Origin of the sequence: Streptomyces sp. NBC_00075, assembly GCF_045041225.1 — a bacterium.
Taxonomy (GTDB): domain Bacteria; phylum Actinomycetota; class Actinomycetes; order Streptomycetales; family Streptomycetaceae; genus Streptomyces; species Streptomyces adonidis.
This window is the reverse complement of record NZ_CP108243.1, coordinates 6,963,527-6,989,132: the sequence shown is the minus strand read 5'-3', so window position 1 is coordinate 6,989,132 and position 25,606 is coordinate 6,963,527. Positions and strand designations below refer to the sequence as shown.

The window sequence follows — 25,606 nt, the reverse complement described above, 5'->3', positions numbered from 1 at the left end:
CCAGGCGTTGCGGACCATCCGCACACGACGCTAAGCCGGACTTGCAGCAAAGGCATACACTTTTGCTCGTGACGCAAGAAGATGGAGATCTGGACAGCCTCGTACGCAAACGCATCCGCGCCTTGCGGGTCGCACAGGGCTGGTCCCTGGAAGAGCTGGCCTCGCGCGCCCACCTCAGCCAGTCCTCACTGAGCCGCATCGAGAACGGCCAACGCCGCCTCGCACTGGATCAGTTGGTCACCCTCGCCCGCGCCCTGGACACCACGCTCGATCAGCTCGTGGAGACCGCCACCGACGACGTCGTCACCAGCCCGACGATCGACGGCACTCGCGGCCGGATGCGCTGGACCATCAAGGCCGAACCCGGGATGAGCGTGGTGCGTCAGCGCATGACCCAACCGCCCCCGGAGAACCCGGCGCGCATGCGTGCCCACCCGGGGCGCGAATGGCTCGTCGTCCTGTCCGGCACGGCGATCCTCATGCTCGGCCACCGCCGCTTCCGCCTCGAGACCCATCAGGCCGCCGAGTTCCCCACGATGATGCCGCACGCGATCGGCGCCGACGGCGGACCCTGCGAGATCCTGGGCATCTTCGACCGCGACGCCCGCCGCGGCCACCAGAGCGACAGCGGCGACGACATCCAGGGCGCCCCCGAGTGACGCCACTAGTACGCCACCGGCTCGGAATCGCGCCGCTAGCCTGACTCCAGACGACGAGGACGGGCCCGGGCACGGGCACGGGGACGAGGACGAGGACGAGGACAGGAACGGGAACGGGAACGGGAACGGGGACAGGAACGGGGACGGAGGCGCGAGCGCAGATGAGCGAGACCGATCCGCACATCCACGTCGAACAGAAGGTGGGGCAGTCCGGTGCCGACGTCCGCAATGCGATCGTCGCGACGTTCGGGCGCGTGCCCGACGGACCGACCGTCGTCACCACCGGTTGCGGACTCCAGGTGCCTTACGCGATGACCTCGCCCCGCCCGGAAAGCGTCACGTGCCTCACCTGTCGGGAACACGCCCACCGGGAGCACCTGGGCATCGCCGACCAGGTCGAACGCCTGGGCTGGACGCCCGGCATGAACATCACCAGCGACCAGCTGGCCAAGGTCGTGGACTGGCACCGGGACCGCGCAAAGAGGTTCTCCGGCTGAGACGTCGTCCCATGGCCCTGGCCGGTCCGTGAGCCCATGCACTGCACCGATTTCCCTGCATCCCTGCGAGTTTCCCTGCATCCCTGCGAGCCTCTGGGCATGGCGCAGATCAGTCGAGCCGGGGCCGTCAACATCGAGTACGGCCACTTCCCCGTCGGGGAGCTGTGGGAACCGGGCTTCGAGCGACAGAACGACAACCCGGACCCTCACGCGAGCGAGGCAGTCGTCGTCGCCCCTGGTGTCATCATCGTGCGATCACGAGTACAGGGGCACACCGCGCCTGTTGTGCTGGCCCTCGGCAACCAGCGGGGCCAGCAGGGCCAAGCTCCAGGGTCCGGGTGGGAATTGCTTGCCTCCGTGGCGTACCGACCTGTCTACACGGGCCGCATGGCCGCGTTCGACACGACGAATGGCCCGGCACGGAGTGCAGACGACCCCGTCGGAGTGTTCGGGCAGCAGGTCAGCCCGGGTGCGCCGACCCTCGACCTGGATCCGTCCCACACGTATGACGTACAGGTGTGGTCCCAAGGCCGCTCCGACTCCCGCGAGCGGTTCGACGAGGCATTGCCGGGCGCGGATGCCGAGCGAGCCACGGGCTTCGAGTCATATCTGATCGTGTTCGTCACCTCCGGCACGCAGGAACCGCCGTCTCCGACCACCCGAGAGAGCCGACGAGACCGGCTGACCCGTAGTCACGGAAGGCCGCCCCTCAACTCGCGCTGACATGTCACGGGAACGGCGAGGGGAGCGACCGGTGCGGCCGCTCCCCTGACGTCACCTCGGAGTGCTACTGGGGCTGGGCAGGGCCGCCTCAGCCACCCGCGCGGCTCCGAACGAGTGGACTCACCGGTACGCCATCGTATGGGGGCGTCAGCGACGAGTCGCCGATGGTGATCTTGCCGTCCGAGCCCGTGACTGCCGTGACTGGAAGAGGCACCCCCAGATGCGACGTACCCCCCACCTCCGGATGCTCGCCGCAACGCTGTTCGCGGCGTGTGCCGCTCTGGTCCCGATGGCAGCGGCTCCCGCAGCGGCCGTCCAAACCGCAGGGGTCGACCGGCACCACCAGGACGACTGCCCGCCGGGCGGCCTCGGCCCCGAGGTGACCGCCCGGCTGGACAAGGCGATCGAGGACGTCCGCCGGCAGGCCGGCATCCCCGGTGTCGTCGTCGGCGTGTGGATGCCCGGCAAGGGAAGCTACGTCCGCGCGACCGGTGTCGCCGACACCGAGACCCGCCGGCCGATGACCACCGACGGCTTCGTACGGATCGGCAGCGAGACCAAGACCTTCACTGTCACCGCGCTGCTCGAACTCGTCGACGACCACCGGATCCGGCTGGACGACCCGATCTCCCGTTACGTGCGCGGCGTACCGAACGGTGGCCGCATCACCCTGCGCCACCTCGCGGAGATGCGCAGCGGCCTGTTCCCGTACACCTCCGATCCGGACTTCGTCCAGGACCTGCTGAGCGACCCGCAGCGCTCCTTCACGCCTCGGGAAGTCCTCGCGTACGGCTTCAAGCACAAGAACACCTTCGCGCCGGGAACGGAGTTCCAGTACTCCAACACCAACCTCGTCCTCCTCGGCCTGGTGATCGAGAAGGTCAGCGGCCAGCGGCTCGCCGACGTCATCGACAAGCGGGTGCTACGGCCCTCCCACCTGGGCCACACGCTGTTCCCGCAGGGACCCGAGTTCCCCGAGCCGCACCCGCGCGGCTACACGAACCAGACCCTGACCGGCGCGGTCACCGACGCCACGGACTGGAACCCCAGCTGGGCCTGGGCAGCCGGGGCGATGATCTCCGACCTGCACGACCTGCGCCGCTGGGCGGAAATCGTCGCCACGGGCAAACTCCTCAGCCCCCAGACCCAGGCACAGCGCCTGAGGACGCTGCCGACCGGCCTCCCCGGCCTCAGCTACGGCCTCGGCATCTTCGAAACCGGCGGCTGGATCGGCCACAACGGCTCCATCCCGGGCTACGAGACGGTGACCGTCTATCTGCCCTCGAAGAAGGCCACCCTGGTCATCATGATCAACACGGACATCACGAGTGGGGGTCAGGAGCCGTCCACGCTTGTCGCTCGGGCGGTCACGGGGATTGTTACGCCGGGGAATGTGTATGACGGGGCGGTTAGTCCGCGGTAGGGGTGTGGGCAGCGAGGATCGGGATGCCCTAGCGTTCACAGATCCGGAGGATTCGGTGGGTGCAGGCCGCGGTCAGATCGCGCGCGGCGAGATCCACAGCAGTCGTCCGGCTGAATCGATCACCGCCTGCACGTTCGTGCCGTGGCAGCGGTGTTTATGGGAGAAGTCGGCCCGGCTGTCGCCGACCCGGTCGCACTCCGCGAGGGTGCCGTCGAGCAGGAAGTAGTCGGGGGCGGCTTCGCGCAGGGCACGCAGGAGCCCGGGTTCGCGGTCAGTGAGCAGGGTGAGGCGGGCTGCTGTGTTGGCGTGGCGGTGCCGACAGAGATACCGAAGCCGGCTGCAAGTTGCGCGAGGGTTTAGAGGTCCTAACAAAGGCGTTGGACGTGTCGGTGGGTGATGAGGCAGGTGGCGAGGCCGAGGAAGGCTTCGTGGATGTCGTCGCGTCGTTCCCAGCGGATCCGCAGGCGGCGGAAGCCGTGCAGCCAGGCGATCGTGCGCTCTACCACCCAACGGAAAACGCCCAGGCCAGAGCCGTGTTCAACACCTCGTTCGGCGATGACTGGGCGGATGCCGCGCTGCCACAGCAGGCGGCGGTACTTGTCGTGGTCGTAGCCGCGGTCGGCGAGGAGCGCGTCGGGTCTGCGTCGGGGCCGGCCGACGACGCCTGCCACCGCCGGAACCTTGTCCAGCAGCGGCAGCAACTGCGTGACGTCGTTGCGGTTGCCGCCGGTCAGCGACACGGAGAGGGGGATCCCCTGCCCGTCGGTGAGGACGTGGTGTTTGCTGCCAGGCCGTGCGCGATCGACCGGGCTGGGCCCGCTTTTGGGCCGCGCCGCGCCGCCCTGACGTGGGAGGAGTCGATCACCGCCCGCGACCAGTCCAGCTTCCCCGCGGCCCGCAGCTTCTTCAGCAGCACCAGGTGCAGTTCCTCCCACACGCCGACCTCGTTCCACGCGGCCAGGCGCCGCCAACACGTCATGCCCGAGCCGAAGCCCAACTCCTGCGGCAGGTACTCCCACTGGATGCCCGTATGCAGCACGAACAAGATCCCGCACAGCGCCTGCCGGTCCGGGACCCGCGGGCGGCCCTCCACCAACTTCGGCCTCGGTCCCGGCAGCAACGGCTCGATGAGCGACCACAGTTCATCCGACACGATCCATGGCCGCGACTGTCGCTTCCCCACGACCAGACCAACGACCATCCAGGCCGAAAGTCACATGATCAACAACTTCTGTTAGGACCTCTTAGACGTCATCTCATTTGGTTCGGTAGCCTGTCCGTCGTGGTTTCGATCGTTGAGCGGCTGGTGCCGGATGAGTTGTGGGAGCTGTTCCAGCGAGTGGTGCCGGAGGCGCCGTCGCGGCCTCAGGGCGGCGGTCGGCGTCGGCATGGTGACCGGGAGGTACTGGCGGCAATCGTGTTCGTGGCCACGTCGGGCTGCACGTGGCAGCAGCTGCCGTCCGCGTCGTTCGGTCCGTCGGGAGCGACGGCTCACCGGCGCTTTGCCGAGTGGTCGAAGGCCCGGGTGTGGGCCAAGCTCCACCGCCTGGTCCTCGACGAACTCGGCTCCCGCGGCGAGCTGGACTGGTCCCGCTGTGCGATCGACTCCGTCAACATGCGGGCCCTGAAAAGGGGGAGCTGACAGGCCCGAATCCTGTGGATCGAGGCAAGTACGGCTCGAAGATCCACCTGATCACCGAGCGGACCGGTCTGCCCCTGTCCGTCGGGATCTCCGGGGCGAACCTGCACGACAGCCAGGCGCTGATCCCGCTGGTGAAAGGGATACCGCCGATCCGCTCCCGGCGCGGACGCCGACGGCGCAGGCCGGCCAAACTCCACGCCGACAAGGGATACGACTACGACCATCTGCGGCGATGGTTACGCGGACGCGGCATCCGGCACCGCATAGCCCGCAGAGGCATCGAGTCCTCGACCCGCCTTGGCCGCCACCGCTGGACCATAGAACGCACGATGTCCTGGCTCGCCGGATGCCGCAGACTGCACCGACGCTACGAGCGCAAAGCCGATCACTTCCTGGCCTTCACCAGCATCGCCTGCACCCTCATCTGCTACCGCAGACTCGCCAAATGAGATGATGTCTTAGTGGCGCCGCAGGTAGATCAGGCCGAATAGGGCACGTTGGTGCGGTGGAAGCGGTCGTGTCCCGCCTCGTGGTGCAAGCGACCTGGCTCAACGCGTTCCGGCGAGCCGCGCCCCGGCCGCTCATCGGGGCACGGCTCCCGCTCCGCGTCCGGCTGGCCTGCCGTCAGCACACGGGTGGCCCCCGATCCGCCATCGCGCGGCGATGACCTGCGCATTCCGCTTAGTTGATCGGCTACACCACCTGGCGGGACGCCATCGTGGAAGCTTGCAGCGGCGGTCACCTTCCCGGGTGACGATGAGCATGGTGACCCAACTCGACCAGGGCATGAGGCAGGTCGAGTGCGACAGGATATGGAACAACAAGGCTCCTGCGCAGATGAGTTGAGATGCCGAAGACCTCCCTCAACGGCATGAGAGCCCTGTCCGTTGCGGACGGCGACGCCGTCACCCGATCAGTGACTGCAGCTACGGGCCCTTACCCGTAGGCGCAGGTCGCCTAATTCCGGGCAGACCAACTCGAATCCAGGAAGTTGAGCGAAGCGATCGCAGCTCTGTGCAGATTCTGACAAGGTATGACTACGGGCCAAGTAGGGCCCTTCCGACTATCACCGAGATTGGGAAGCCGTGGCAGACGCAGATACGCAGGAATGGGACGATGTCGATGGCGAGGCCGATGACACGACCGAGCCCGTTAGCTCAGAGGACGTCACACGCGCCGTCGTCACGGACACAGACTGGACGGCTGAAACGATCTTGAGTCAGCTCCGACGAGGAAACATTCAACTCAATCCTCGCTTTCAGCGTCGCGACGCTTGGGCTAAACCCAGGAAGAGTCGGTTCATTGAGTCTTTGATCTTGGGACTGCCCATCCCGCAAATTGTCCTAGCCGAGGACAAGAATAAGAGGGGAAAATTTATAGTACTTGACGGGAAGCAGCGACTTCTCGCTCTTCGCCAATTTGCGGCAGGCTCTTCATTCTCCGTATCAGACGGTGACGAAGATTTTAAAGGGTTCTCCCTCACAGGCCTTGAGGTACGTGAAGATCTTAAACTCGTCACTCTAAAAAAGATGGAGAAGAGCGACGAGCATTTGGATGACTTGAACGCGTTCCTCAATGAAACCATTCGGACCGTTGTGGTTCGGCGGTGGCCGAATGAAGACTTCCTGAACCTTGTGTTTTTGCGACTAAACACGGGTAGCGTGAAGCTGTCACCACAGGAACTCCGCCAAGCGCTCCATCCCGGGCCGTTCACTGATTACCTGGACGATGTAGCTACCAGTAGCAACTCATTGCGTAAAGCACTGCGAAACGAGAAGCCGGACTTTCGAATGCGAGATGTCGAAGTTCTACTTCGCTACTTCGCCTTTAGATACATGCTAGAAGAATACACCGGAAACCTCAAGAAATTCCTTGACGACACCGTGAACTATCTCAATGAGGAGTGGGAGGTTAACGAGGGGGAAATTCGAGAGGTAGGAGTCACGTTCGATCGGGCAATTGAGACCACTTTCGAGATCTTCGGCGATAATTCTTTCTACCGTTGGTCGGGGACCCGTTATGAGGGTCGGTTTAATCGAGCGGTGTTCGACATCATGACATACTACTTCACCGACGAGTCAATCGCAGAGCGGGCAGTTGACCGAGCGGATGCCGTCGAAGCGACCTTCCAAGCTCTATGCGAGATGGATCCGCGATTCGTAGAGTCCATTCAGACGACTACTAAAACAACTTCTGCCACACACCGCAGACTATCTCTCTGGGGGAAAAAGCTTTCAGAGGCACTCGAAATGGATATCGATCTCCCAGCCCTGCAAGAGAATCGCATCGTTCTCTAGGAAGGAGTCGATATGCCTTCCTCGCGATTCCAGGATCTAGATACACGAATCACGGACCTAGAGAAGTATTTCATCCCCTCTCCCTTTGATCCCATGGGAAGCTACGACGATGCCGTGTACGAGCACACCAGGGCTTTCCGGGTTCTCGTACACGCGGAGTTTGAGGCATTCATAGAGGATCGCGTCATCGAGGTAGTAAACACCGCGTTCTCTCGCTGGGAATACTCAGGGGTAATTTCCACAAGCCTCCTCTCCGTGGTGGCCTATAAAGAATCGCAGCACGCCATGCCCGACTCGCTTTCGGATGCAACACAGAAGAAAAAGTATCCAGACTTGCAGGCTAGAGTTGAAGCGGGCAAGAACGAGTTTAATCGATACGTCAGGACCCAAAATCACGGCATAAAAGAGAAAAATATACTTCGATTGCTGTTACCCATAGGGATCACCGAGAAGGAGATAGATCCGGTATGGCTTAGCGTCACTGAGACCTGGGCAACGGCCCGGGGTGAGGTTGCGCATAAAGCTGCCAAGATGCAGGTAAGACCTGATCCTCAGAAAGAGGTCAAGACCGTGAAACAGATTCTCGCGGGATTTCGTGATGTCGACGTACTAATGACAACAAAATAGGGGCACAGATCCGGGCGCTCGGAGGATCGGCGATATACGCGCAGATTGATGGCGCTCGCACTGCGGGTCTGTCATCCGTGTAGGGATGGCGCCATCCCTACACGGATGACAGACCCGCTGATGTATCCGTTTCGCTCAGGACCGTATGCAACTGTCCAGCCGTGTGCTGTTCTTCCAGTTGTGGCCACTCGGCGGCATTGTCCGCAAGGGGTACGCCAACTACGACGCCGGATTTGCGACCCTGCGCAAGCAGCACGCTTTCCGAAGTGAGCTGCGCCAGGTGCTGGAGTACAACCTCGCTCACACCGAGCACGTGCCGATCCCTCTCTTGGGTTTGGGCGGTCCGAGTGGCGTCCCCCTCACCGTGCACGCCTCGTACAGCCGCGAGGAGATCCTGCCTGCGCTGGGGCAGTCGTACATCGGGGGCTTCATGCCGGCCGATTTCCGCGAGGGTGTGAAGTGGTGCGACTCGATCAAGACGGATGCTCTCCTCATCACGCTGGAGAAGGACGAGAAGGACTTCTCACCGCAAACCCGGTATCACGACTACGCACAGAGCGAGACTCTCTTCCACTGGGAGTCCCAGAACCAGACGTCCGAGACCTCCCCCACTGGTCTTCGCTACCAGCGTCACGTCGCTGAGGGCAGCCATGTCCTGCTCTTCGTACGCCGCTACAAGAGCACCGATATTGGCGGTGCCCAGCCGTGGATACTGCTCGGCCCTGCGGAGTACGAGAAGCACACGGGTAGCAAGCCGATGGCGATCACCTGGAAGCTGAGGCACGAGATCCCGGCGGACGTCTGGACGTACTCGACGATCAAAGCGGGGTAGCGCTTCACATCGAGCCGCCCACCACCCCCGCTTCCGCTTCGAAGTGCATCTGCGCACGGTCCAACGCCTCATCCGCATCGCGGCCGTGCGCCCGGAGCCAGTGGAGGAGGTCAGCAATCGCACCGATCGCCGCCTCCTCCGCCAAGGCTGCGCCCAGCCGACCTGGCTTGCCTGCGGGCACCAGCTTCCTCTCGCTGTAGAGGTCGAGTACTTCCTCCGCTCTTGTGATGCGGGGTCCGCCGCGGTGACCGTAAGGGGAGGTCAACGTGGTGGAGAGCTCGCACCACGTCATCTTGCGATCGGCGAGAAGCTGCACGCCCCAACGGTCAGCGGTGCAGGTAATGAGCTCCATCCCTCGCCCTGATTCGGAGTTGACGCCCTGGTTGAGCAGCGTCGGCAGCGCGCGGGTGTCGGGGTCGTAGACCTCGATCCGAAGGCGAGTGTCCTTCATGGAGACCGCGAGGGTAGTGGGGGTGCCGGGGCCGATGTGCGTGATCACGTTGGAGACGAGTTCGCTGACGCAGAGTTGAGCCGCGTCGATGAGCTCGTCCAAGCCCCAGAGCCCGAGGTGGATCCGAAGTACGCGCCGTAGGCCTGCGACTTCCTCGGGCTCCGCCAGAAAGTGAAGGTCCCAGGGCTTCCTTGGCATGCAGGTGGTGCAGTCCATGTTCAACTCCTTCTCACCCCCGCCGAGTTGCACAACGCACTCGGCCACGCACCTAGAGTTGCATTGGAACTCTCAAAATGGAACTCTCATGAGAGTCGAGGAGGAGCGCACCGCCAAATCTCACGCCCCCAGCGCACACCGCCTTGCCGACCTGCGCACGCAACCAGGACGATCTGATGGATCGACACGAAGGGCTTGTAGGCATGCCGATTGGACCCACCACGCGAAGGCGCCAACTGGGCGCGGATCTGCGCCGCCTACGCGAATTCAGGAGTCTGACCCTTGAGGAAGCAGGCGCGCGCGTCGGCATCTCCAAGGCAACGCTGAGTCGCTACGAGACGAAGGAAGGCACGGTCAAGTGGCCGGCCGTGGACGCGCTTTGTCGCGAATACGGAGCGACCGATGAAGAGCGGCTGGCCCTGGTCGAACTCGCGAAGGGGGCCAGGATTCAGGGCTGGTGGCGATCACTCGCCGACCCCATCCCCGACTCCATGAACCTCATGCTCACGCTTGAGGACGAGGTCGTACGCGAGGATCACTACGCCTGCATGTACATCCCTGGGCTTCTCCAGACCCGCAAGTACGCCGAGGCCGTTCACCGGGCTTCGGAGGTTCAGTGCGCGGAGCGGGAAGTGCAACACATGGTGGACATCCGCATGAAGCGGCAGGAGCTCCTTGAGCGGGAGGAGCCGCCGCACATCTGGTCTGTGATCGACGAAGCCGCCGTCCGACGCAGCGTCGGGGGGCGTGAGGTCATGGGCGAACAGCTGCGACACCTGCTCACCATGTGCGAGCGCCCGAACATCACTGTCCAAGTGCTCCCCTTCTCAACAGGAGCCCATGCAGCGGCGGTTGGCAGCTTCGCCGTCCTGCGCGGGCCGCAGCCCGACCTGGATGTGGTCTACGTGGACCTCCTCGGCGGCGGACTCTTCATGGAGAAGCCCCAGGAACTGGACCGCTATAGGTTGGCGTTCGAGTACCTGAGCGCACAGGCGCTCGACCTTGAGTCTTCGGCAGCCCTCATCGCCCGCATAAGCAAGGAGACGTGATGCCTGAACCGTCCGCACCGGCCCTCTCGTGGTTCAAGTCTTCGTATAGCGGGGGTAGTGGGACGGAATGCGTCGAGTGTGCGCGGATGGCAGACGGCACCCTCGTACGCGACTCAAAGCATGGCAGAGGGCCTGTAGTCGCTGTTCGAGGCCAGGCGTGGCAGGTGTTCATAGGGGCGTTGAGAAATCTGAGATGTGAGGATTGAAGCCAGTTGCCGCTTGGGCTCGATGCTCCCGAGGCGGAGGCTGCGCGGTCAGACGATCACAGTTGACGAAACGGGTAGCCGCACAACCCTCCCGGCCCTAACCTCGATCTTTCTTGATGGGCCGTCGACGAAGTCGGCGGCCCATTTCGTTGTCGATGGCCGAGACCGGGCAGGCCGGGGGCCCGGGTGTCGTCTCGGGTGGACGCCGGTTTCCACTGTTCCGGGTGAGGGTGATGCTGCTCGTAGGGGTGGGAAAGCTGCTGGTCAGCCGGGGTTCGGCAAGAGTGCGAGCCGTTCGAGGGCGTCTGTGATCTCGCGGGTCCAGGGCCAGTGGCGGGCAAGGCGGAGGAGGCGGCGCCGGCCGGTGATGACGAGCTGGCCGGCCGCGGAGAACAGGCGGAACCGCAAGCGACGCGGTTCCCAAAGTCTCGCCTGGCCGGTCAGGGCGAGCATGGGCATCCAGGCCAGCAGATCGAGCGCCATCTGGACGGTCTCCAGCCAGACCTGATTCTGCGCGGTGTCGTGCAGGGAAGGTTGCGGAGCCCGGTGGCCCGGGCGGCTCGGATCCGGTCCTCCGCGCGAGCCCGCAACCGGTGACGGAGCTCGAGTTCGGCGATCGGCCGGTCGGCGGTGTTGGTGGCGAAGCACGTGAGACGCATGCCGTCCGCATCCGTGATCCGCAACTGGGCTCCGGGGTGGGGACGTTCCTTGCGGACGAGCAACCGAATGCCCTGCGGCCAGCCGTCGAGCAGGTCTCCGGTGAGTTCGGCGACCCAGGCCCCGTCACGAACCTCGCCGTCCGGCTCGACCGCGGGCGTCCAGGCCGATGCGGGGATCTGAAGAACGTGCTGGTGGATGGCCTCGGTGATCACCATGCCGACCGAGTAGGACAGCCAACGCCCGCGCTGGGCGAGCCAGGCCACGAACTCATGGGTGCCGCCCGCAGAATCACAGCGGATCAGCGTCCGCCGTCCTTGCCGGTACTTTTTGGGCAGTTGAGCGAGGGCCAGGCGGGCGGCTGCGATGTGGTCGACGGCCGTGTTCGAGCCCGCGTTCCCGGGTCTCAGCAGGGCGGCGACGGGTTCACCGGTCCCTCCCGGACCGTGGTCGACGAACCCCATGAGCGGGTGATGACCGTAGGACTTCTTCCAGGTCGGGGCCGCGTCCTGCTTGTCCGAGTGCGCGACGACCAGGACCCCGTCCAGGTCCACGGTCACCTGTCCGCCGGTGTCCGGAGCCCGGTTGCCGGCCAACTCCCAGACGCGTCGGCGGACTTCGGAACGTGCGGCGCGGATGGCGGTCAGCGCCTTCTCGCCCGAGGCGGCAAGGGTGTCGATCAGCCGGGAGACCGTAGGGTCGGAGGCGACCGGCCCGAACACGGCAGGCTCGGACCGCAGCAGGGTGATATCGGCGAGGCAGTCCCCGCCCAGCGCGACCGCCAGTGCGAGGTCCACGAGTATCTTGCCGGGGTCGTGGACGGCCCGCGGCTTCCGCCACAAGGTCAGGGCTGCGGATAAGGCCTGGTCAAGACCGGTCTTGCGGACAGTTTCGATCAGCAGGACCGAACCGGCCTGCGAGACCACGGCCCGGCCGTCCTCCCGGATACGGACACGGGGGTAGGACCCGATAGGCTTCTTCACCTGGAAAGTGCCTTTGGTTTCAGCGGGAACAAGGACCTAGACAATCCTCATTCTTGCTGGTCAGAGGCACTTTCTGCTTGCCTGACCGCCTATCGGACAGCCCGCTTCATGAAAGCGCGAGGCTAACCCAACGAGGTCCCGGCATGCATCAGCTGCACCGCCCCAGCGACCGCCTCCTCGTACGCGAACTCGCCCCGGACGACGTGGACGCCGTACACGCGATCTACGGCGACCCGAGAGCCACGGAACACCTCTCCTTCGATCCGCGTACCGGGACTAGGTCGAGCAGATCGTCGCCCGATCTATCGAGGCCGCTCGTGCTGACGAGCGCCATGAGTACGCCCTGGCCGTCGTTGAGCGGGCCGGTGGGGAGCTGATCGGTTTCGGGCGTCTGGCGTTCGACCCCCACCAGCCGAGGGCCGCGACGATGGGTTTCGCCCTCAGGGCATCGAGTTGGGGGCGCGGCTACGGAGTGGAGACCGTCCGGCTGGTCCTGACCGTCGCCTTCGACGATCTCGGACTGCACCGGGTCTGGGGTGCGCGCTCGCCCGCCAATGAAGCCTCGGCCCGGACCATGGAGCGGGCCGGCATGGTCGTGGAAGGGCGGATCCGGGAACACATTCAGCGCGGGGGCCGCTGGCGGGACAGCATCGTCCATGCCGTTCTCGATCACGAGTGGCAGTCCATCAACAAGTAATGGGGGGACACGGTGACCAGTTCGGTCTCTTGGCAGCAACGTCTGTCCACCGGCACGGAAAGCGTCCAGAACGAGGTCGTCAGCCTCTACCAGTTGACTCGGCACAGCAAGGCCTACGTCCCCGCCATGATCTGAGGCACCCTTCAGACCGAGGCCTACGCGACCGTGATCCTCCGTAAGGTCGTCGACTTCCTCGGCATTCCCGACGATGTGCCGGCGGGCGTGGCCAAGCGGATGGAGCGTCAGCAGGTGCTGTACGACGGTGAGCATCGGTACGACGTGATCCTCGGCGAACAGGGCCTGTACACGTACGTTGGTGGGCCCGAGGTGATGCGCGCGCAACTCGAACGCCTTCTCCGTGAGATCGACCTTCCCTCCCTCACCCTTGGCATCCTTCCCGCTTCCGCCGACGTCGGCATGGTGCCCGCGCACGGCTTCAACATGTACGACGGCAGCCGAGCCCACTACGAGCTCGTCTCCACCGGCGTCGACATCACCGACCCTGCCGAACTCGCCCTCCACAACAAGGCCTTCGGTCTCCTCAGCGACGCCGCCTCCTATGGTGACGATGCCCGCGAGTTGATCGAAAAGGCGCTGGCCTTCTGGGGCACTGATTGACGGCTCGTCGTCGATCCCGCCGTATCCGCCGGGGGATGCGTAAACGTTGGGCAGGTCTCAGACGCCGACTGGCTGTCGCTTACACGTCCGACGGCGTCCCCAGCCGCCATGATCCGCTGAAACCCGAGGTACCTCACGAGAGCTTCGGGTAGCAGCACCGGGCCATCATCCTGTTGGTGCTGTTCCCGTACCTTGGCCATTGGGCAGACCCGAGCCGTCAACCGTGGCGGCCGGGGTGAGGCTGCCGTTCTCGTCGCAGGTGTCCATGCCGGTGTCTTCGGTGTCCTCGATCGCCTTGCGGGCCTCCGTGGCGACGAGGTCCGTACTGACCGAGCCGATCTTCAGGGCCGCGTCAATGCCGGCGATCAGCGCGTGAGCGGGCAGCTGTCGGCGCAGCAGCAGGACCTCGTTCAGTAGCCGTGTGCCCTCCCGGTCCCCGGCCCTCTGCTTGGCCGCAGCCCAGAACGCCTCGAGCGTCCTTGTGTAGCTGCCCTCTGGACCGGCCTGCGCCAGGGCAGGGGCTCCGGCAGCAGCCGCACCCCTGGATGCCCGCTTTGCCTGCAATGCAGCCCTGGCCACAGCGGCCTCCCGCTGAACCTGCTCCGTCAGCAGGCGTATTCGGGCTTCTCGCTCCGCGCCGGTCAAGCCTGTGAGGCCCAGCCTGGCGTCACGTTCCTCCTGGGACACAGTGCCGCTCCTCTCCTCGGTCGACCTCATTGTCCGCGGCCCGCATCCGGCCGTGAAGGATCTGCCGCGGAGACGGAACGGACCGTGCGGGTGTGGGTGTGGGGTCATCGCTCGGAGACTCGGTTGCCGAACTTGCCGATGAGCAACAGTCAGAAGGGCGAGCGTCACCCGGGCCTGACAATGCTGCCGTACGCCCCGCAGTAGGAGTGGCTGCGGATGCGCCCCCGTGTCGGTCGCGGACTGCCTCAGTCGAACCAGTCCGGCTCGCCGGCGTCGATCAACTCCCCCAGCAGACGGTGGTCTTCGAGGGCCTGCACCAGCAGCGGCGCCAGGGCCCGCAGGGCGTCCGCGTCCTCGCCGTACGCGACGCACATGCCCGCCTCGGGGTCGAGGCCGAAGCGGTCGGTCAGTTCGGGAGCTCGTGAGCGCACCGCGGATCGTGCCACGCCGGCCCAGCCATACCCATTGCCTTCGTACCCGCGGTCCGCGAAGACCTTCTCGGTGTCCAGCATGTGCTGGTCACTGAGCATGAGGCAGAAACTGCCGGGCTTGTGGTCGTACTCGAAGAAGACCAGGGGTGCGAAAGTGTCGCGATCAGTCATGCGCCGACCCTATGGGCCGCCACTGACAATCGGACGCGCCCTCCTCGTCAGATCGAACGTGCACAACACGCACCGGCCTGCCTGTGATCCGTACGCTCCCCACCGCTCCGCACCGCACCGCACCGGAAGGCCCCCTATGCCCGCACCCACCCTCCTCGCCGTCTTCGCCCACCCCGACGACGAGTCCCTCTCCGCCGGCGGCACCCTCGCCCGCCACGCGACCTCCGGTGCCCGCACCGCAGTCGTCACCGCGACCTGGGGCGCGACCACCCAACGCGCCGCCGAACTCGCCGAAGCCCTTCGTGTTCTCGGCGCCGAGGCGCCCCGCATGCTCGGTTACGCCGACTCCCGTGTCCCGGAGTCCGCCCCGGGCCGCGCACGCTTCCTCGACGCGCCGCTCGACGAATCGATCGGGCAACTGGTCGCGCACATCCGGGAGTTCCGGCCGGAGATCGTGGTCACGCACGATGCGTACGGTGGGCTTACCGGGCACGAGGATCATGTGCACACGCACCGGGTGACCCTGCTCGCCGTCCACGCGGCCGGACTTGAGCGGCTCTACCCTGGTGCCGGTGCGCCCTGGCAGCCGAGCGCCCTCTATCTGGCTACGCATCCGCACTCGGCCACAGCCGCATGGGGCGGGCATCTCGCCCCCACCGGCAAGGCCATGCTCACCGTCCCGGACGAGACGGTCACCGCGACCGTCGACGTCACGCCCTGGCTGGAACAGAAGGTCGCCGCCGTGCTGGCCCACCAGACCGAGGTCGAGCGGGGAGCCGCCCCCGGGCTGATCGCCGGGCTCGCCCCCGCCGAACGGGAACTGCTGCTCTCCACCGAGTGGTACATCCGCCACGACCTCGTCCCCGCATCCGCGTCGGCAGCGCAGACAGAACTCGCCGTGTAGGGAAGCCCTGGTTCCAGGGTGCGCGCATCTCCGTGAGGTCGCCAGTTGTCAGTCGCCGGTCGCCGGTTGCCGGTTGCCGGTTGCCGGGCTTGATGGCTGCTGAGGTTGCGGGTCGGGTCCGTTGGAGGAAGCTGGAAGTACGGGGAAAAGGGGAAACATGGTGAGGAAACCGCGGGGGTGGTTTCGAGTCGCCGGTCCCGTTCTCTCCCCACTTCCCCTCTCCCCCCTTCTCCCCCCTTCCCTCCCCTTCCCTCCCCTTCCCTCCCCTTTCCTTCCCTCCCCTTTCCTTGTCCCTTTCCGGAGGTCCCGGATGACCACCACCCTGCGACTGGCCACGTTCAATGTCGAGAACCTCTTCGCGCGCTGGCGTTTCAAGGAAGGTGTGAATCCCGCGGATGCCAACAAGCGGGGGTGGATAGTCGATCGGACTCAGTTCGTCGAGCTGGGGCAGGACGACAAGGCCATCACCGGGGCCGCGTTGCGTGAGGTCGGTGCGGACGTGCTCGCTCTTCAGGAAGTGGAGAACGTGGACACGCTCAAGCACTTCCGCGCGCGTTCGCTCGGTGCGGCGTATCCGTACGTCGCCGGGGTGGACGGAAACGATCCGCGGCTGATCGACGTGGCCGTGCTCTCCAGGTTCCCGATCACCCACATCCGCTCCCACCAGCACTTCCTGGACCCCATCAGCCCTACGACGGCCCTGTTCTCCCGGGACTGTCTCGAGGTCGATGTGGAGGTCGGGGCGGGCGCCTCGAAAAAGACGGTGACGCTCTACGTCAACCACTTCAAGTCGATGAGTGGCGGGCGGAGCGAGACCCGCGAGAAGCGGGTGCAGCAGGCCGCGAAGGTCATGGAGCTGGTCACCGAGCGCTTCGGCCGCAACCCGGGCGACAGTGCGTTCGTGGTCCTGGGAGATCTCAACGACTACCTGGCGACGGACGAGGAGGGAACTCCGGGCATAAGCGATCTGGTCGGCTGGGACCAGGTGGAGAACGTCGTGACCCGGCTGCCCGCGGACGAGCAGTGGACCCACTACTACGCCAAGGACGACGAGTACCACCAGCTGGACTACCTGCTGCCGTCGGCCTCGCTCGCCGCCGCGACCACCGTGGTCCCCGAGATCTACCGCAAGGGGCTGCCACTGCGGGCGAACAAGTACACGGGCCCCCGCCTCATGGGCGTCGGCATGGACAAGCCCAAGGCCTCCGACCACTGTCCCGTCGTCTTCGAGATCGAGGTCGCGTGAGGGTTGTACATCGGAGGGTTGTACATGGTGCTCACGTCTTCCCGAGCTGGTCGTACCGCCCCAGGAAGCGCGGCGCGCCGTTCTCCACCCGGTGCAGGAAGAGGCCGTTGACCAGCTGGAACTGTCCGGTCGCCGCGTCGAATTCGATGGTCTTGGCGAGGCCTTTGTAGGGGGACGTCCGGAGCCTGCGCACCATGGCGCCCCGTTCGACCTCGACAGCGCCGAGCCCGCCCAGCCCCTGGGCGACGAAGAGCAGTGCGTCGTACGCCTCCACCGCGAAGCGGTCCACGGTGCGCACCCCGAAGCGTTTCCGGTACGCCGTCACGAAGCGGGCGGCGGCGGGCAGTTCGGCCGGGTCTACGTAGGTCGCGCTGATCAGCCAGCCCTCGGCCGCGGTGCCCGCCTCCTTGAGGAACGCGGGTTCCAGGACCTGTTCCGGGGCCATGCGCGTGCCCTTGAATCCGGCCTGTGCCAGCGCGCGGGCGCACAGGGCGGCCCGGTGCGGGGAGGTGCCGCCGTAGACCACCGCGTCCGCCTCGGCCGCGAGCACGGCGGCGGCGACCGTGTCGAAGTCCTCGCTGTCCGCGGGGACGACGTGGGTGGTGGTCGTCGCGTCGGCGGGCGGGTACGCGGTCAGGGTCTTGACGATCTGCCAGCTGGTGCGGCTTGCCGCCCTGTCGTCCATCAGGGCGGTTCTCGTGCTCTTCTCGTTGTGGGTGAGGTAGTAGATGAAGGGCGTTGAGAGTGCGTTCTCGTCCGGTCTGAGCTGGAAGAACGCGCGGGTGCTGGCGTACGGGTCCAGGCCTGCGGAGACGGTCACCAGGGGCAGCAGGGCCTTGTCGTAGCGGGTGACGGATGCCTCGGTCGAGGTGTTGCCGGTCGGGCCGATGACGGCGTACACGTCGTCGTCCGCGATGAACTTCGCGGCCACCTCCGCGGCCCGTTTCGCCTCCCCCGCGTCGTCAAGGACCTTCAGGGCCAGCTCGAAGGCGTGGCCGGCGGAGGAACCGGAACTGCCTGAGCGGGAGCGGGAGTTGAAGTCCTCCACCGCCAGCCGTACGCCCCGTTCCTGCGCCCGGCCGATCGTCGCGTCCGGTCCCGACAGGTCCGCGTGCACTCCGATGACGTACACCGGCAGTGGTCCTGAGCCCGTTGTCCCGCTCCCGCTGCCCGCCGTCGGCCTGGAGGCGACCCAGGCCGCGAGGCCGCCGCCGGTCAGGGTCACCGCGGCGGCCGAGCCCAGGGTCAGCAATCGGCGCCGGGAGGGGGCGGGCCGGTCCGGCGACTGTACGAGGGTGGCCGGCACGGGGTCGGGGAGGGCCAGGACGGCGGCCGAGCGTCGGGCGATCAGGCGGGGCAGCGAGGGCGGCAGCCAGTCTCCCCCGACCCCGACCCCGGCCCCGGCCCCGTCGTTCGCGGACCCGGCCTCGTCGGTCAGGGCATCCCGTACCTCCCGTGCCGTGGGTCTGGCCTGCGGGTCCTTGGCGAGGCAGCCCGTCAGCAGCGGGACCAGGGTCCAGGGCACCGTGTCCAGGTCCGGTTCCTCGTGGACCGTACGGAAGATGACGGCGGCCGGGGTGCCGGTGCCGAACGGGCGGCGGCCGGTCGCCGCGTACGCCAGGACGCAGCCCAGCGAGAAGATGTCGCTCGGCGGGCCCATGTCACCGGCTCGCGCCTGCGCCTGCTCGGGCGAGAGGTAGCCGGGCGAGCCGATCACCACGTCGGTCGCGGTCAGCGCGGTGGCCGTGGTGGAGCGGGCTATGCCGAAGTCGATCAGCCGGGGGCCGTCCAGGGCGAGGAGGACGTTGTGCGGCTTGACGTCCCGGTGGACCAGGCCCGCCGCGTGCACCTCGGTGAGCGCCTCGGCCAGCCGGGCGCCCAGGGCGCGTACCGTGCGGTCCGGCAGGGGCCCGTACAGCTCGACGGCCTCGGCCAGCGACGGGCCCGGTACGAAGGCGGTCGCCAGCCAGGGCTCGTGGGCGTCCGGTTCCGCCGCCGTGACCGGGACCAGCCACCGCCCGGTGAGCCCACCCGCCGCCTCCGCCTCGCGCCGGAACCGGGTCCGGAAGCCGGGGTCGGCCGCGTACTCGGCGCGGATCACCTTCAGCGCGACCAGCGCCCCGCCCGTCGAACGGGCCAGGTAGACCACGCCCATCCCGCCCGCGCCGAGCCGGCCGAGCAGCCGGTGTCCGCCGACGAAGGGCGGGTCGCCCGGCTTGAGCGGTTGCACTCCCACCCGGCCTGCCCCGCCGCCTTCGGCCGTACGTCCTTCCACGCGGCCTGCTGCGCCGTCCACCACCCGACCTTCCGCAGCGCCTCCCGCTCGGCCTTCGGCGCCACCCGCCGGGAGATCCTCCACGCGTCCTGCCGCACCGTCCCCCACCCGACCTTCGGCACCACCTTCCCGGCGACCTGCTACTGCGCCGCCCGCGACCCGACCTTCCTCACCGCCTCCCGCTCGGCCTTCGGCGCCACCCGCCGGAAGATCCTCCACGCGTCCTGCCGCACCGTCCCCCACCCGACCTTCGGCACCACCTTCCCGGCGACCTGCTGCTGCGCCGCCCGCGACCCGGCCTTCCTCACCGCCTCCGGCGCCGCCCGCCGTCCGACCTTCCGCGCCGTCCCCCACTCGGCCTTCCACGCCGCCCGCCATGCCACCTTCCGCGCGGCCGTCCGCGCCGCCCGCGCCGTCCCCCGCGTGGCCGCCGTCCGGGTGCGTCCCGCCCACCGCTGCTACACCTCGGAGGGGGCGTCGCCGAGGAAGCGGAAGCGGCCGTTCTCGACCTGGTGCAGGAAGATGCCCCACCCGGCGAACGTGCCGTCCTCGGGCTTGAAGGAGAACTCCTTGGTGATGCCCTTGTAGCGGCTCTTGCGCAGCAGGCCCACCAACTCCTGGCGGCTCGGCGGCCGTCCGGCCTGCGCGGTCTTCGTCGCCTTCGTGGTCTTCGTCGCCTTCAGCAGTTCCTGGATGACCAGGTTGACCGTGTCGTACGCCTCGGCGGCGTAGTAGCCGGGCGCGGCACCATACCGCTTGCGGAAGGCGGTGGTGAAGGCCGCCGCGGCCGGCACGGCGGTGGGGTCGATGAAGGAGGAGGTCATCAGCCAGCCCTCGGCCGCGGCCCCGGCCAGATCGAGGAACTCCTGGTCGATCACGGCCTGCGAGGTGATCCGCGGCCTGTCGAAGCCGGCGGTCGCCAGCTCCCGGGCCACCTGGGCCGCGCCCTGTGCGTAGCCGGCGTAGATGAAGGAGCCGATCCCGGCCCGCAGCATGTCGGCGACCACGGGCTCCAGGTCGTCCGTCCCCGCCGGGACCACCCGGGGGTAGGCGGGCCGGCCCAGTTGGCGCAGCATGATGACGCTGATCGAGGCGGTTTCCTGGGCGTACGTCTGCGCGGTCCGGTCCTGGAGCACACCGGGGCGCGCTGTCTCCTTCTGCCCCATGAGGTAGATGCCGATCGGGAGGGCGAGCGCCGAGTCACTGGGCCGGCAGTGCACGAAGGACCGGTACTGCGTCGTCGTCAGGATCAGCCCGCCGGCCGAGACCGACAGCAGTGGCAGCAGGGCCTCGTCGTACGCGCCGAGGACCGCGTGGGCGGTCTCGTCGTTGGTCGGGCCGAGCACGGCGAGTACGTCGGGGTCCTGGATCAGTTTCCTGGCGGCGGCGGGTGCCCGCCCCGCGCTGCCGCCGTCGTCGACCGTCTTCAGGGTGAGTTCGAACGGTGTGTTCTTGCGGGCGTTGAACTGCTCGACCGCCAGCCGCGCGCCCTGCTCCTGCGCCCGGCCCGACGTCTTCTGTGCGCCGCTGAGGTCCGCCTGCACGCCGATGGCCCAGCGGCGGGCCGCCGGTGCGGACGGGGTGTCCTCGTCGCGGAGGGCGGCCCAGGCCGCGGCGCCGCCCGCCGCCAGGAGCAGCGCCGCGCCGGAGGCCAGGAGCAGGCGGCGCCGGCCGGGCGACTCCGGCTGCGCTTCCTGTGCCGCGTCGGCGACGGTCGGCTCGATGTCGGGCAGCGCCAGCATCTCGGCCGAGCGGTCCGCGATTCCCCGTACGACGTCGTCGGGCAGCCAGTCGGTCTGGCCGCCGTCGGGGACGGTGTCCTCGACCAGCAGCACCGTGCAGATCTGCTCGGCCGTCGGACGGTCCGCGGGGTCCTTCGCGAGGCACATGTGCAGCAGCGTCAGCAGTTCGCCGCTGTCCATGTCACCGCTGTCCGCGTCACCGCTCTCCGCGTCGCCGTCGTCGTTGCCGGACCCGATGCCGGCCAGGTCGGGTTCGTCGTGGACCGTGCGGTAGAGCAGGGCGTCCACCGTGCCGGTGCCGAAGGGCGGGCGGCCGGTCGCCGCGTACGCGAGCAGACAGCCCAGCGAGAAGACGTCGCTCGGCGGGCCCACCTCCGCGCCGCGTGCCTCGGCCTGCTCGGGGGAGAGGAAGCCGGGCGTGCCGACGACCAGGTCGGGGGAGGTGATCGCGGTCTCGTCGGTCGCGCGGGCGATGCCGAAGTCGATCAGGCGCGGACCGTCCACGGCGAGCAGGACGTTGGCGGGCTTGACGTCACGGTGGACGAGCCCGGCCGCGTGCACCTCGCGGAGTGCCATGGCGAGCATCCGGCCGAGGATCCGTACGCTCCGGGCGGGCAGCGGACCATGTCGTACGACGGCCTCCCCGAGCGAGGGTCCGGGCACGAAGGCGGTGGCCAGCCAGGGTTCCGCCGCGTCCGGGTCGGCGCCGGTGACCGGGACCGCCCAGGGGCTGGTGACCCGGCGGGCGGCCTCGACCTCGCGGCGGAAGCGGGCGCGGAAGTCCGGCTCGTCGGCGTACTCGGCCTGGATGACCTTGACGGCGGACAGTGACCCGGCCTCCGTACGGCCGAGGTAGACCACGCCCATGCCGCCCGCGCCGAGGCGGGCGAGGAGCCGGTGGCCGCCGATCGAGGAGGGGTCGGTGGGAAGCAGGCGCTCGCTCATTCGGCCGCCCCCAGTTCGGTCTCGACGTCGCTCAGCATCTGGGTGATCGCCTGGCTCATGGCGGTACTGACCTCTGCCTCGGTCCTGCCCTTGGCGCCCCGGCCGGCGACGGCGACGGTGACCTGGCCCAGTCGGCTCTGGGTCCAGTAGTAGTAGTGGGGGCCGCCGAGTTCGTCGCTGTAGTACTGGCCGCCCTCCGAGAGCGAGTCCTCGGAGGTGAGGTTGCCCATCAGACCGAACGCCGCGCCCTGGGAGAGCAGTCCGGTGATCCGCTCGCCCTGGCGGAGCTGCTGGTCGGGGCAGCGCAGCGCTTCTTCGAGCATCCCGGCCATCTCCCAGCCGGCGTCCGTCACGGTTCGGTGCACGGTGACGACGGCGGAGACCCGGATCGGGCCCTTGCCGTCCTGGGCGGGCAGTTCGCTGTAGCGGGTGAGGGTGGCGAGCACCGTCGGGGGCAGCGAGTCACGCTGCCAGACGCAGTTCGCGTCGAGCACGGGCCAGTCGCCGGGGTCGGTCTCGTACGGGTCGCGCTTCACGAAACCGGGACCCCATTTGACGGGCTCCGCCGTGACGGCGCGGGCCAGGCGTACGGCCTGTGCGCGGGTCTTCGGCAGGCGGGCGGGGTCGGGGTCGAAGGAGAAGACCGAGGAGCTGGAGGTGGCACTCGGGTTCGGGGTGGAGCTTGGATCGGGGCTCGAAGTCGGGCTGGAACGGGTGTCGGCGCTGGTGGTCGAGCCCGTCGGGCCCTTGGCCCCGGCGGCCTTGCCCCCTCCCGAACCTGAACAGCCGGCCAATAACAGACCGACGCCCAACAACGCTCCGCAGCACTGCCGCACGGGCCTCCGGAACACCATCAACTCCCCCACTCCGCAACTGTGTTGCCCCCGCGTGGAGCGTAGCGACTATGCCTCCGGCGCACTACGGAACGGCCGCGTCCCGCTGCCCGATCGCCCGCCTCTCCTCCCGCCGGCGCCACCACGCGAGCCCGAACCCCACCCCGGCGATCAGCGCGGGCACGGCCAACTCCGTTGCCAGGGAAGCCACCCAGTCCGGGTTGAGCTGCCGCGTCGTACCGCTGGTGAACCGGCAGGTCGCCTGCGGGGGAAGGAAGCTGTGGTCCAGGGTCGTCGGCGGGTTGGTTCCCCAGTCCGCGCCCGCCGCGCAGGCGGACGAGGGGCCCGCGAGCAGCTTCCAGCCGGCCAGCGCGTAGAACATCAGGAACGCCGACCCGGTCACGAAGAACGCCACGGCTGTACGGCGCAGCTTCGCGGCCCTGGAGACCGGCTGCACGAACGGACCGCCCAGCTCCGGCTCGAACCACTCCGCGATCAGGGCGGCGAACAGACACACGACCAGGATCAGCATGCCGATCCAGAGCAGCCCGCCGAGGACGAACCCTCCCCCGACGGACGTCACGTCCCCGTGCTCGAACTCGCAGATGGTGGCCGGAGGAAAGGCCCGGTACCGGATGTCCCCCAGCTTGCCCGGTCCCGTCACCATCCCCTGCGCGCACCGCTCGTCGAACTCCAGCATGCCGAACAGCGCCAGCGCCGAACCGACGACCACCGCACCGAACGAGATCCCGGCCGCGACCCACAGTCCGCCGGTCCGGTAGCCGCCGTACGTGCGTGTGTTTGGCATTCGCGCACAGTAACCGAGCGCGGGGCCGATGGGTCCGGTGGTCGGATGGTCAGAAGCCCCGGTGGATTCCGTCCTCGCCGACAGCCGCCGCGAACTCCCAGAAGTCCATGTTGGCGATCGACAGGTTGTTCTCGATGCCCCACAGTTCGCTCGCCACGACGCGGAGGCAACGCCCGTACTCCTGCCGCAGATCCACGACGAGGAGGGGGAACTCCTGCGAGGCCAGGGCCGGTGCGTCCGCCAGGACGAGGATGGGGTGCTCGTACGCGGCCGGGAGCGCGGCGAGTGCGTCCTCCGTGGTCGTTCCGGCGAACCGGTGGTCGGTGACGAGTTCGACGTTCGGCAGGAAGTCGTCCTCGCTCGGTGTGGCGAGGGCCTGACCCAGGGCCTCCCACGCGGCGCCGCTGGAGAAGTCGGTGCGCAGCACCAACGTGTCTGCGGTGCACGGCAGTTGTTCGGTCATCCGCGCACAGTACTGGCGTTGCTGTGTGCTGTGGAGCTGTGGAACGACTCGCCCCGTCGCTACAGTGCGCCCATGAAGGCAGCGGTACGCAGCCGGTACGGGCCCCCGGACGTCGTCCGGATCGTCGAGACGGACAAACCGGCGGTCGGGGACGGGGACGTCCTGGTGCGGGTGCACGCGACGACCGTCAACCGGACCGACTGCGCCTACCGCGCCGCCCGGCCCTTCTTCATGCGCGCGCTCACCGGGCTCACCCGGCCCCGGCTCACCGTGCTCGGCACCGAGTACGCCGGCGTGGTGGAGGCGGTCGGGAGCGGCGTCGCGTCCTTCGCCGTCGGTGACCGGGTGTTCGGGTACAACGAGGGCCCGTTCGGCACCCACGCCGAGTACGTGTCCGTTCCGCACGACGGGGCCGTCGCGACCATGCCGGACGGCATGACCTTCGAGGAGGCCGCTCCCGGCACCGAGGGCGCGCACTACGCGCTGGCGTTCGTCAGGAAGTCGGGCGTCCGGGCCGGGCACGACGTCCTCGTGTACGGCGCGACCGGCGGGATCGGCTCGGCGGCGGTGCAGTTGCTGAAGCAGCGCGGGGCGACCGTGACCGCGGTGTGCGACACGGCGCATCTGGAGCTGGTCAAGGGGCTCGGCGCGGACCGCGTCGTCGACCGCACCGCCCAGGACTTCACCCGGGACGAGCAGCGCTACGACGCGGTGCTCGACGCCGTCGGCAAGAGCACGTTCGGGCGCTGTAGGCGGCTGTTGAAGCCCGGCGGGGTGTACTCGTCCTCGGAGTTGGGTCCCGGCGGGCAGAACATCCTCCTGCCGCTCGTCACACCGCTGTTCCGGGGGCGGAAGGTGGTGTTCCCCTTCCCCGTGGAGGGTCAGGAGATGGTGCGGTTCCTCCGGGGGCTGATGGAGACCGGGGAGTTCCGGCCTGTCATCGACCGGCGGTACCCGCTGGAGCGGATCGCCGACGCCTACCGGTACGTCGAGACCGGCCAGAAGATCGGGAACGTGGTCGTCACCGTCGTACCGTCGGACTGATCAGAGCCACGTCGTGCCAAGGCCCGCGGCCCCCGCGGCGGCGACCAGGAGGGCGATGTTGAGGCCGATCAGCCGGGCTTCGCCACGGGAGACGTGGACCGCGATGCCGCCGACCTGGATCAGGACGAAGCCGATGGCCGCCGCGACCGCGAGCCAGGGCGCGATCCCGGTCAGCGGCGGCAGGACCAGACCGGCCGCGCCGAGGACCTCCAGGGTTCCGACGAGTCTGACGACCGGCATCGGGACGCGGTCGACCCACCCCATCATGGGCTGGAGCTGCTCCTGGCTCTGGATGACCTTCTTGCCTCCGGCGTAGAGGTAGAACACCGCGAGCAGCGCGGCGACGACCCAGTAGGCGACGGTCAAAGTGGCTCCCCTGCACGGTGGTTGCCGGGCGCGGGCCGCCTCGGTTGCCTCATCATGGGTGAGCGTCGAGGGGCTTACAAAAGGCACACATGTGTGCCCTACGCACAGGGAGTT

General features: G+C 67.7%; 25 protein-coding genes and 4 pseudogenes. 17 read left to right on the top strand and 12 right to left on the bottom strand.

All coding sequences use genetic code 11. The features are described from left to right. The first annotated feature begins 68 nt into the window (after window positions 1–68). The 4 genes from OG787_RS30610 to OG787_RS30595 all read left to right on the top strand — a co-directional run bounded on the left by OG787_RS30610 (window position 69) and on the right by OG787_RS30595 (window position 3,302). Window positions 69–659, top strand: coding sequence for a helix-turn-helix domain-containing protein (locus tag OG787_RS30610; RefSeq protein WP_369033501.1), 591 nt, complete (start codon window positions 69–71; stop codon window positions 657–659). Between the two features lie 161 nt (window positions 660–820). Continuing rightward, complete coding sequence (locus OG787_RS30605) at window positions 821–1,156, top strand: hypothetical protein (RefSeq protein WP_369033500.1); 336 nt, start codon at window positions 821–823, stop codon at window positions 1,154–1,156. 99 nt (window positions 1,157–1,255) lie between these two features. Continuing rightward, window positions 1,256–1,879 (top strand): hypothetical protein, encoded by a 624-nt coding sequence (locus OG787_RS30600; RefSeq protein WP_369033499.1) that lies wholly within the window; start codon window positions 1,256–1,258, stop codon window positions 1,877–1,879. A 220-nt stretch (window positions 1,880–2,099) separates the two neighbouring features. Further along, window positions 2,100–3,302: a serine hydrolase domain-containing protein gene (locus OG787_RS30595; protein ID WP_405537218.1), complete on the top strand. Its 1,203-nt coding sequence runs from the start codon at window positions 2,100–2,102 to the stop codon at window positions 3,300–3,302. A 31-nt stretch (window positions 3,303–3,333) separates the two neighbouring features. On the opposite strand, the pseudogene OG787_RS30590 reads toward OG787_RS30595, so the two are convergent. Together OG787_RS30590 and OG787_RS30585 are read right to left on the bottom strand one after the other, a co-directional pair. After that, window positions 3,334–3,658, bottom strand: a pseudogene (locus tag OG787_RS30590) (IS5/IS1182 family transposase); the annotation flags it as partial. 9 nt (window positions 3,659–3,667) lie between these two features. Beyond that, window positions 3,668–4,503, bottom strand: a protein-coding gene (locus tag OG787_RS30585; RefSeq protein ID WP_405537216.1) for an IS5 family transposase whose coding sequence is annotated in 2 segments (ribosomal slippage) — window positions 3,668–4,122 and window positions 4,122–4,503 — 837 coding nt in all. Because the reading frame shifts where the segments join, the coding sequence is not laid out codon by codon here. A gap of 90 nt (window positions 4,504–4,593) precedes the next feature. Between OG787_RS30585 and OG787_RS30580 the strand changes: the two genes are divergently transcribed. From OG787_RS30580 to OG787_RS30565, 4 genes and pseudogenes are all read left to right on the top strand, one after another. Then, a protein-coding gene (locus OG787_RS30580) for an IS5 family transposase (protein ID WP_369033439.1) occupies window positions 4,594–5,393 on the top strand; the annotation gives its coding sequence in 2 pieces (ribosomal slippage) (window positions 4,594–4,942 and window positions 4,942–5,393; 801 coding nt in all). A 636-nt stretch (window positions 5,394–6,029) separates the two neighbouring features. Continuing rightward, window positions 6,030–7,241 carry a DUF262 domain-containing protein gene (locus tag OG787_RS30575; protein WP_405537215.1) on the top strand — a complete coding sequence of 404 codons (1,212 nt, stop codon included), beginning with the start codon at window positions 6,030–6,032 and terminating at the stop codon, window positions 7,239–7,241. Window positions 7,242–7,253: 12 nt separating this feature from the next. Beyond that, window positions 7,254–7,868, top strand: coding sequence for a HEPN domain-containing protein (locus OG787_RS30570; RefSeq protein ID WP_405537214.1), 615 nt, complete (start codon window positions 7,254–7,256; stop codon window positions 7,866–7,868). A 157-nt stretch (window positions 7,869–8,025) separates the two neighbouring features. After that, window positions 8,026–8,700 (top strand): annotated as a pseudogene (locus OG787_RS30565) (DUF3427 domain-containing protein); the annotation flags it as partial. A gap of 4 nt (window positions 8,701–8,704) precedes the next feature. Here the strand turns inward: OG787_RS30565 and OG787_RS30560 are convergent. Then, window positions 8,705–9,367, bottom strand: coding sequence for an ATP-binding protein (locus tag OG787_RS30560; RefSeq protein WP_405537213.1), 663 nt, complete (start codon window positions 9,365–9,367; stop codon window positions 8,705–8,707). A gap of 203 nt (window positions 9,368–9,570) precedes the next feature. On the opposite strand from OG787_RS30560, the gene OG787_RS30555 reads away from it, so the two are divergent. Continuing rightward, a complete protein-coding gene (locus OG787_RS30555; protein ID WP_405540635.1) occupies window positions 9,571–10,416 on the top strand; it encodes a helix-turn-helix domain-containing protein in 846 nt (281 codons plus the stop codon). Next, window positions 10,416–10,622 carry a DUF397 domain-containing protein gene (locus tag OG787_RS30550; RefSeq protein ID WP_405537211.1) on the top strand — a complete coding sequence of 69 codons (207 nt, stop codon included), beginning with the start codon at window positions 10,416–10,418 and terminating at the stop codon, window positions 10,620–10,622. Before OG787_RS30555 ends, OG787_RS30550 begins: the two co-directional genes overlap by 1 nt. 264 nt (window positions 10,623–10,886) lie before the next feature. On the opposite strand, the pseudogene OG787_RS30545 reads toward OG787_RS30550, so the two are convergent. Then, window positions 10,887–12,262, bottom strand: a pseudogene (locus OG787_RS30545) (IS1380 family transposase). 143 nt (window positions 12,263–12,405) lie between these two features. Here OG787_RS30545 and OG787_RS30540 point away from each other — a divergent pair. From OG787_RS30540 to OG787_RS30525, 4 genes and pseudogenes are all read left to right on the top strand, one after another. Beyond that, entirely contained in the window at window positions 12,406–12,639 is a 234-nt protein-coding gene (locus OG787_RS30540; RefSeq protein ID WP_405537210.1) for a hypothetical protein, read from the top strand. Beyond that, window positions 12,552–12,959: a GNAT family N-acetyltransferase gene (locus OG787_RS30535; RefSeq protein ID WP_405540634.1), complete on the top strand. Its 408-nt coding sequence runs from the start codon at window positions 12,552–12,554 to the stop codon at window positions 12,957–12,959. The genes OG787_RS30540 and OG787_RS30535 overlap by 88 nt, the downstream gene beginning before the upstream one ends. Before the next feature lie 12 nt (window positions 12,960–12,971). Then, window positions 12,972–13,094 carry a hypothetical protein gene (locus tag OG787_RS30530; protein ID WP_405537209.1) on the top strand — a complete coding sequence of 41 codons (123 nt, stop codon included), beginning with the start codon at window positions 12,972–12,974 and terminating at the stop codon, window positions 13,092–13,094. A 12-nt stretch (window positions 13,095–13,106) separates the two neighbouring features. Then, window positions 13,107–13,577: pseudogene (locus OG787_RS30525) on the top strand (DUF5753 domain-containing protein); the annotation flags it as partial. 165 nt (window positions 13,578–13,742) lie between these two features. On the opposite strand, the gene OG787_RS30520 reads toward OG787_RS30525, so the two are convergent. After that, a complete protein-coding gene (locus OG787_RS30520; protein WP_405537207.1) occupies window positions 13,743–14,264 on the bottom strand; it encodes a hypothetical protein in 522 nt (173 codons plus the stop codon). Between the two features lie 245 nt (window positions 14,265–14,509). Next, the gene (locus OG787_RS30515) at window positions 14,510–14,866 is read right to left on the bottom strand and encodes an immunity 51 family protein (RefSeq protein ID WP_369033480.1); all 357 of its coding nucleotides are present in this window, start codon (window positions 14,864–14,866) and stop codon (window positions 14,510–14,512) included. Window positions 14,867–15,002: 136 nt separating this feature from the next. Here OG787_RS30515 and OG787_RS30510 point away from each other — a divergent pair, with 136 nt between their 5' ends. Together OG787_RS30510 and OG787_RS30505 are read left to right on the top strand one after the other, a co-directional pair. Further along, window positions 15,003–15,770, top strand: coding sequence for a PIG-L deacetylase family protein (locus OG787_RS30510; RefSeq protein WP_405537205.1), 768 nt, complete (start codon window positions 15,003–15,005; stop codon window positions 15,768–15,770). A gap of 310 nt (window positions 15,771–16,080) precedes the next feature. Beyond that, complete coding sequence (locus tag OG787_RS30505; RefSeq protein ID WP_369033478.1) at window positions 16,081–17,016, top strand: endonuclease/exonuclease/phosphatase family protein; 936 nt, start codon at window positions 16,081–16,083, stop codon at window positions 17,014–17,016. 31 nt (window positions 17,017–17,047) lie between these two features. Here the strand turns inward: OG787_RS30505 and OG787_RS30500 are convergent, their stop codons facing one another. From OG787_RS30500 to OG787_RS30480, 5 genes are all read right to left on the bottom strand, one after another. Then, window positions 17,048–19,246 (bottom strand): bifunctional serine/threonine-protein kinase/ABC transporter substrate-binding protein, encoded by a 2,199-nt coding sequence (locus OG787_RS30500; RefSeq protein WP_405540632.1) that lies wholly within the window; start codon window positions 19,244–19,246, stop codon window positions 17,048–17,050. 503 nt (window positions 19,247–19,749) lie between these two features. After that, window positions 19,750–21,978, bottom strand: a complete 2,229-nt coding sequence (locus tag OG787_RS30495) for a bifunctional serine/threonine-protein kinase/ABC transporter substrate-binding protein (RefSeq protein WP_405537204.1) — start codon at window positions 21,976–21,978, stop codon at window positions 19,750–19,752. Next, the gene (locus tag OG787_RS30490; protein ID WP_405537203.1) at window positions 21,975–22,844 is read right to left on the bottom strand and encodes a hypothetical protein; all 870 of its coding nucleotides are present in this window, start codon (window positions 22,842–22,844) and stop codon (window positions 21,975–21,977) included. The genes OG787_RS30495 and OG787_RS30490 overlap by 4 nt, the downstream gene beginning before the upstream one ends. Window positions 22,845–22,896: 52 nt before the next feature. Then, window positions 22,897–23,619: a hypothetical protein gene (locus tag OG787_RS30485; RefSeq protein WP_369033474.1), complete on the bottom strand. Its 723-nt coding sequence runs from the start codon at window positions 23,617–23,619 to the stop codon at window positions 22,897–22,899. Window positions 23,620–23,668: 49 nt separating this feature from the next. After that, window positions 23,669–24,082 (bottom strand): DUF6924 domain-containing protein, encoded by a 414-nt coding sequence (locus tag OG787_RS30480; RefSeq protein WP_369033473.1) that lies wholly within the window; start codon window positions 24,080–24,082, stop codon window positions 23,669–23,671. Between the two features lie 72 nt (window positions 24,083–24,154). Between OG787_RS30480 and OG787_RS30475 the strand changes: the two genes are divergently transcribed. Further along, window positions 24,155–25,126, top strand: a complete 972-nt coding sequence (locus OG787_RS30475) for an NAD(P)-dependent alcohol dehydrogenase (protein WP_405537202.1) — start codon at window positions 24,155–24,157, stop codon at window positions 25,124–25,126. On the opposite strand, the gene OG787_RS30470 is transcribed toward OG787_RS30475, so the two are convergent. Beyond that, the gene (locus tag OG787_RS30470) at window positions 25,127–25,492 is read right to left on the bottom strand and encodes a DoxX family protein (protein ID WP_405537200.1); all 366 of its coding nucleotides are present in this window, start codon (window positions 25,490–25,492) and stop codon (window positions 25,127–25,129) included. Window positions 25,493–25,606 lie beyond the last annotated feature (114 nt).

What these genes read in the sequence shown, in the direction of transcription:
- OG787_RS30605 (WP_369033500.1), top strand. Translation starts at nt 821, where the DNA reads ATGAGCGAGACCGATCCGCACATCCACGTCGAACAGAAGGTGGGGCAG.
- OG787_RS30600 (WP_369033499.1), top strand. Translation starts at nt 1,256, where the DNA reads ATGGCGCAGATCAGTCGAGCCGGGGCCGTCAACATCGAGTACGGCCAC.
- OG787_RS30595 (WP_405537218.1), top strand. Translation starts at nt 2,100, where the DNA reads ATGCGACGTACCCCCCACCTCCGGATGCTCGCCGCAACGCTGTTCGCG.
- OG787_RS30570 (WP_405537214.1), top strand. Translation starts at nt 7,254, where the DNA reads ATGCCTTCCTCGCGATTCCAGGATCTAGATACACGAATCACGGACCTA.
- OG787_RS30560 (WP_405537213.1), bottom strand. Translation starts at nt 9,367, where the DNA reads ATGGACTGCACCACCTGCATGCCAAGGAAGCCCTGGGACCTTCACTTT.
- OG787_RS30555 (WP_405540635.1), top strand. Translation starts at nt 9,571, where the DNA reads ATGCCGATTGGACCCACCACGCGAAGGCGCCAACTGGGCGCGGATCTG.
- OG787_RS30550 (WP_405537211.1), top strand. Translation starts at nt 10,416, where the DNA reads ATGCCTGAACCGTCCGCACCGGCCCTCTCGTGGTTCAAGTCTTCGTAT.
- OG787_RS30540 (WP_405537210.1), top strand. Translation starts at nt 12,406, where the DNA reads ATGCATCAGCTGCACCGCCCCAGCGACCGCCTCCTCGTACGCGAACTC.
- OG787_RS30515 (WP_369033480.1), bottom strand. Translation starts at nt 14,866, where the DNA reads ATGACTGATCGCGACACTTTCGCACCCCTGGTCTTCTTCGAGTACGAC.
- OG787_RS30510 (WP_405537205.1), top strand. Translation starts at nt 15,003, where the DNA reads ATGCCCGCACCCACCCTCCTCGCCGTCTTCGCCCACCCCGACGACGAG.
- OG787_RS30505 (WP_369033478.1), top strand. Translation starts at nt 16,081, where the DNA reads ATGACCACCACCCTGCGACTGGCCACGTTCAATGTCGAGAACCTCTTC.
- OG787_RS30495 (WP_405537204.1), bottom strand. Translation starts at nt 21,978, where the DNA reads ATGAGCGAGCGCCTGCTTCCCACCGACCCCTCCTCGATCGGCGGCCAC.
- OG787_RS30485 (WP_369033474.1), bottom strand. Translation starts at nt 23,619, where the DNA reads ATGCCAAACACACGCACGTACGGCGGCTACCGGACCGGCGGACTGTGG.
- OG787_RS30480 (WP_369033473.1), bottom strand. Translation starts at nt 24,082, where the DNA reads ATGACCGAACAACTGCCGTGCACCGCAGACACGTTGGTGCTGCGCACC.
- OG787_RS30475 (WP_405537202.1), top strand. Translation starts at nt 24,155, where the DNA reads ATGAAGGCAGCGGTACGCAGCCGGTACGGGCCCCCGGACGTCGTCCGG.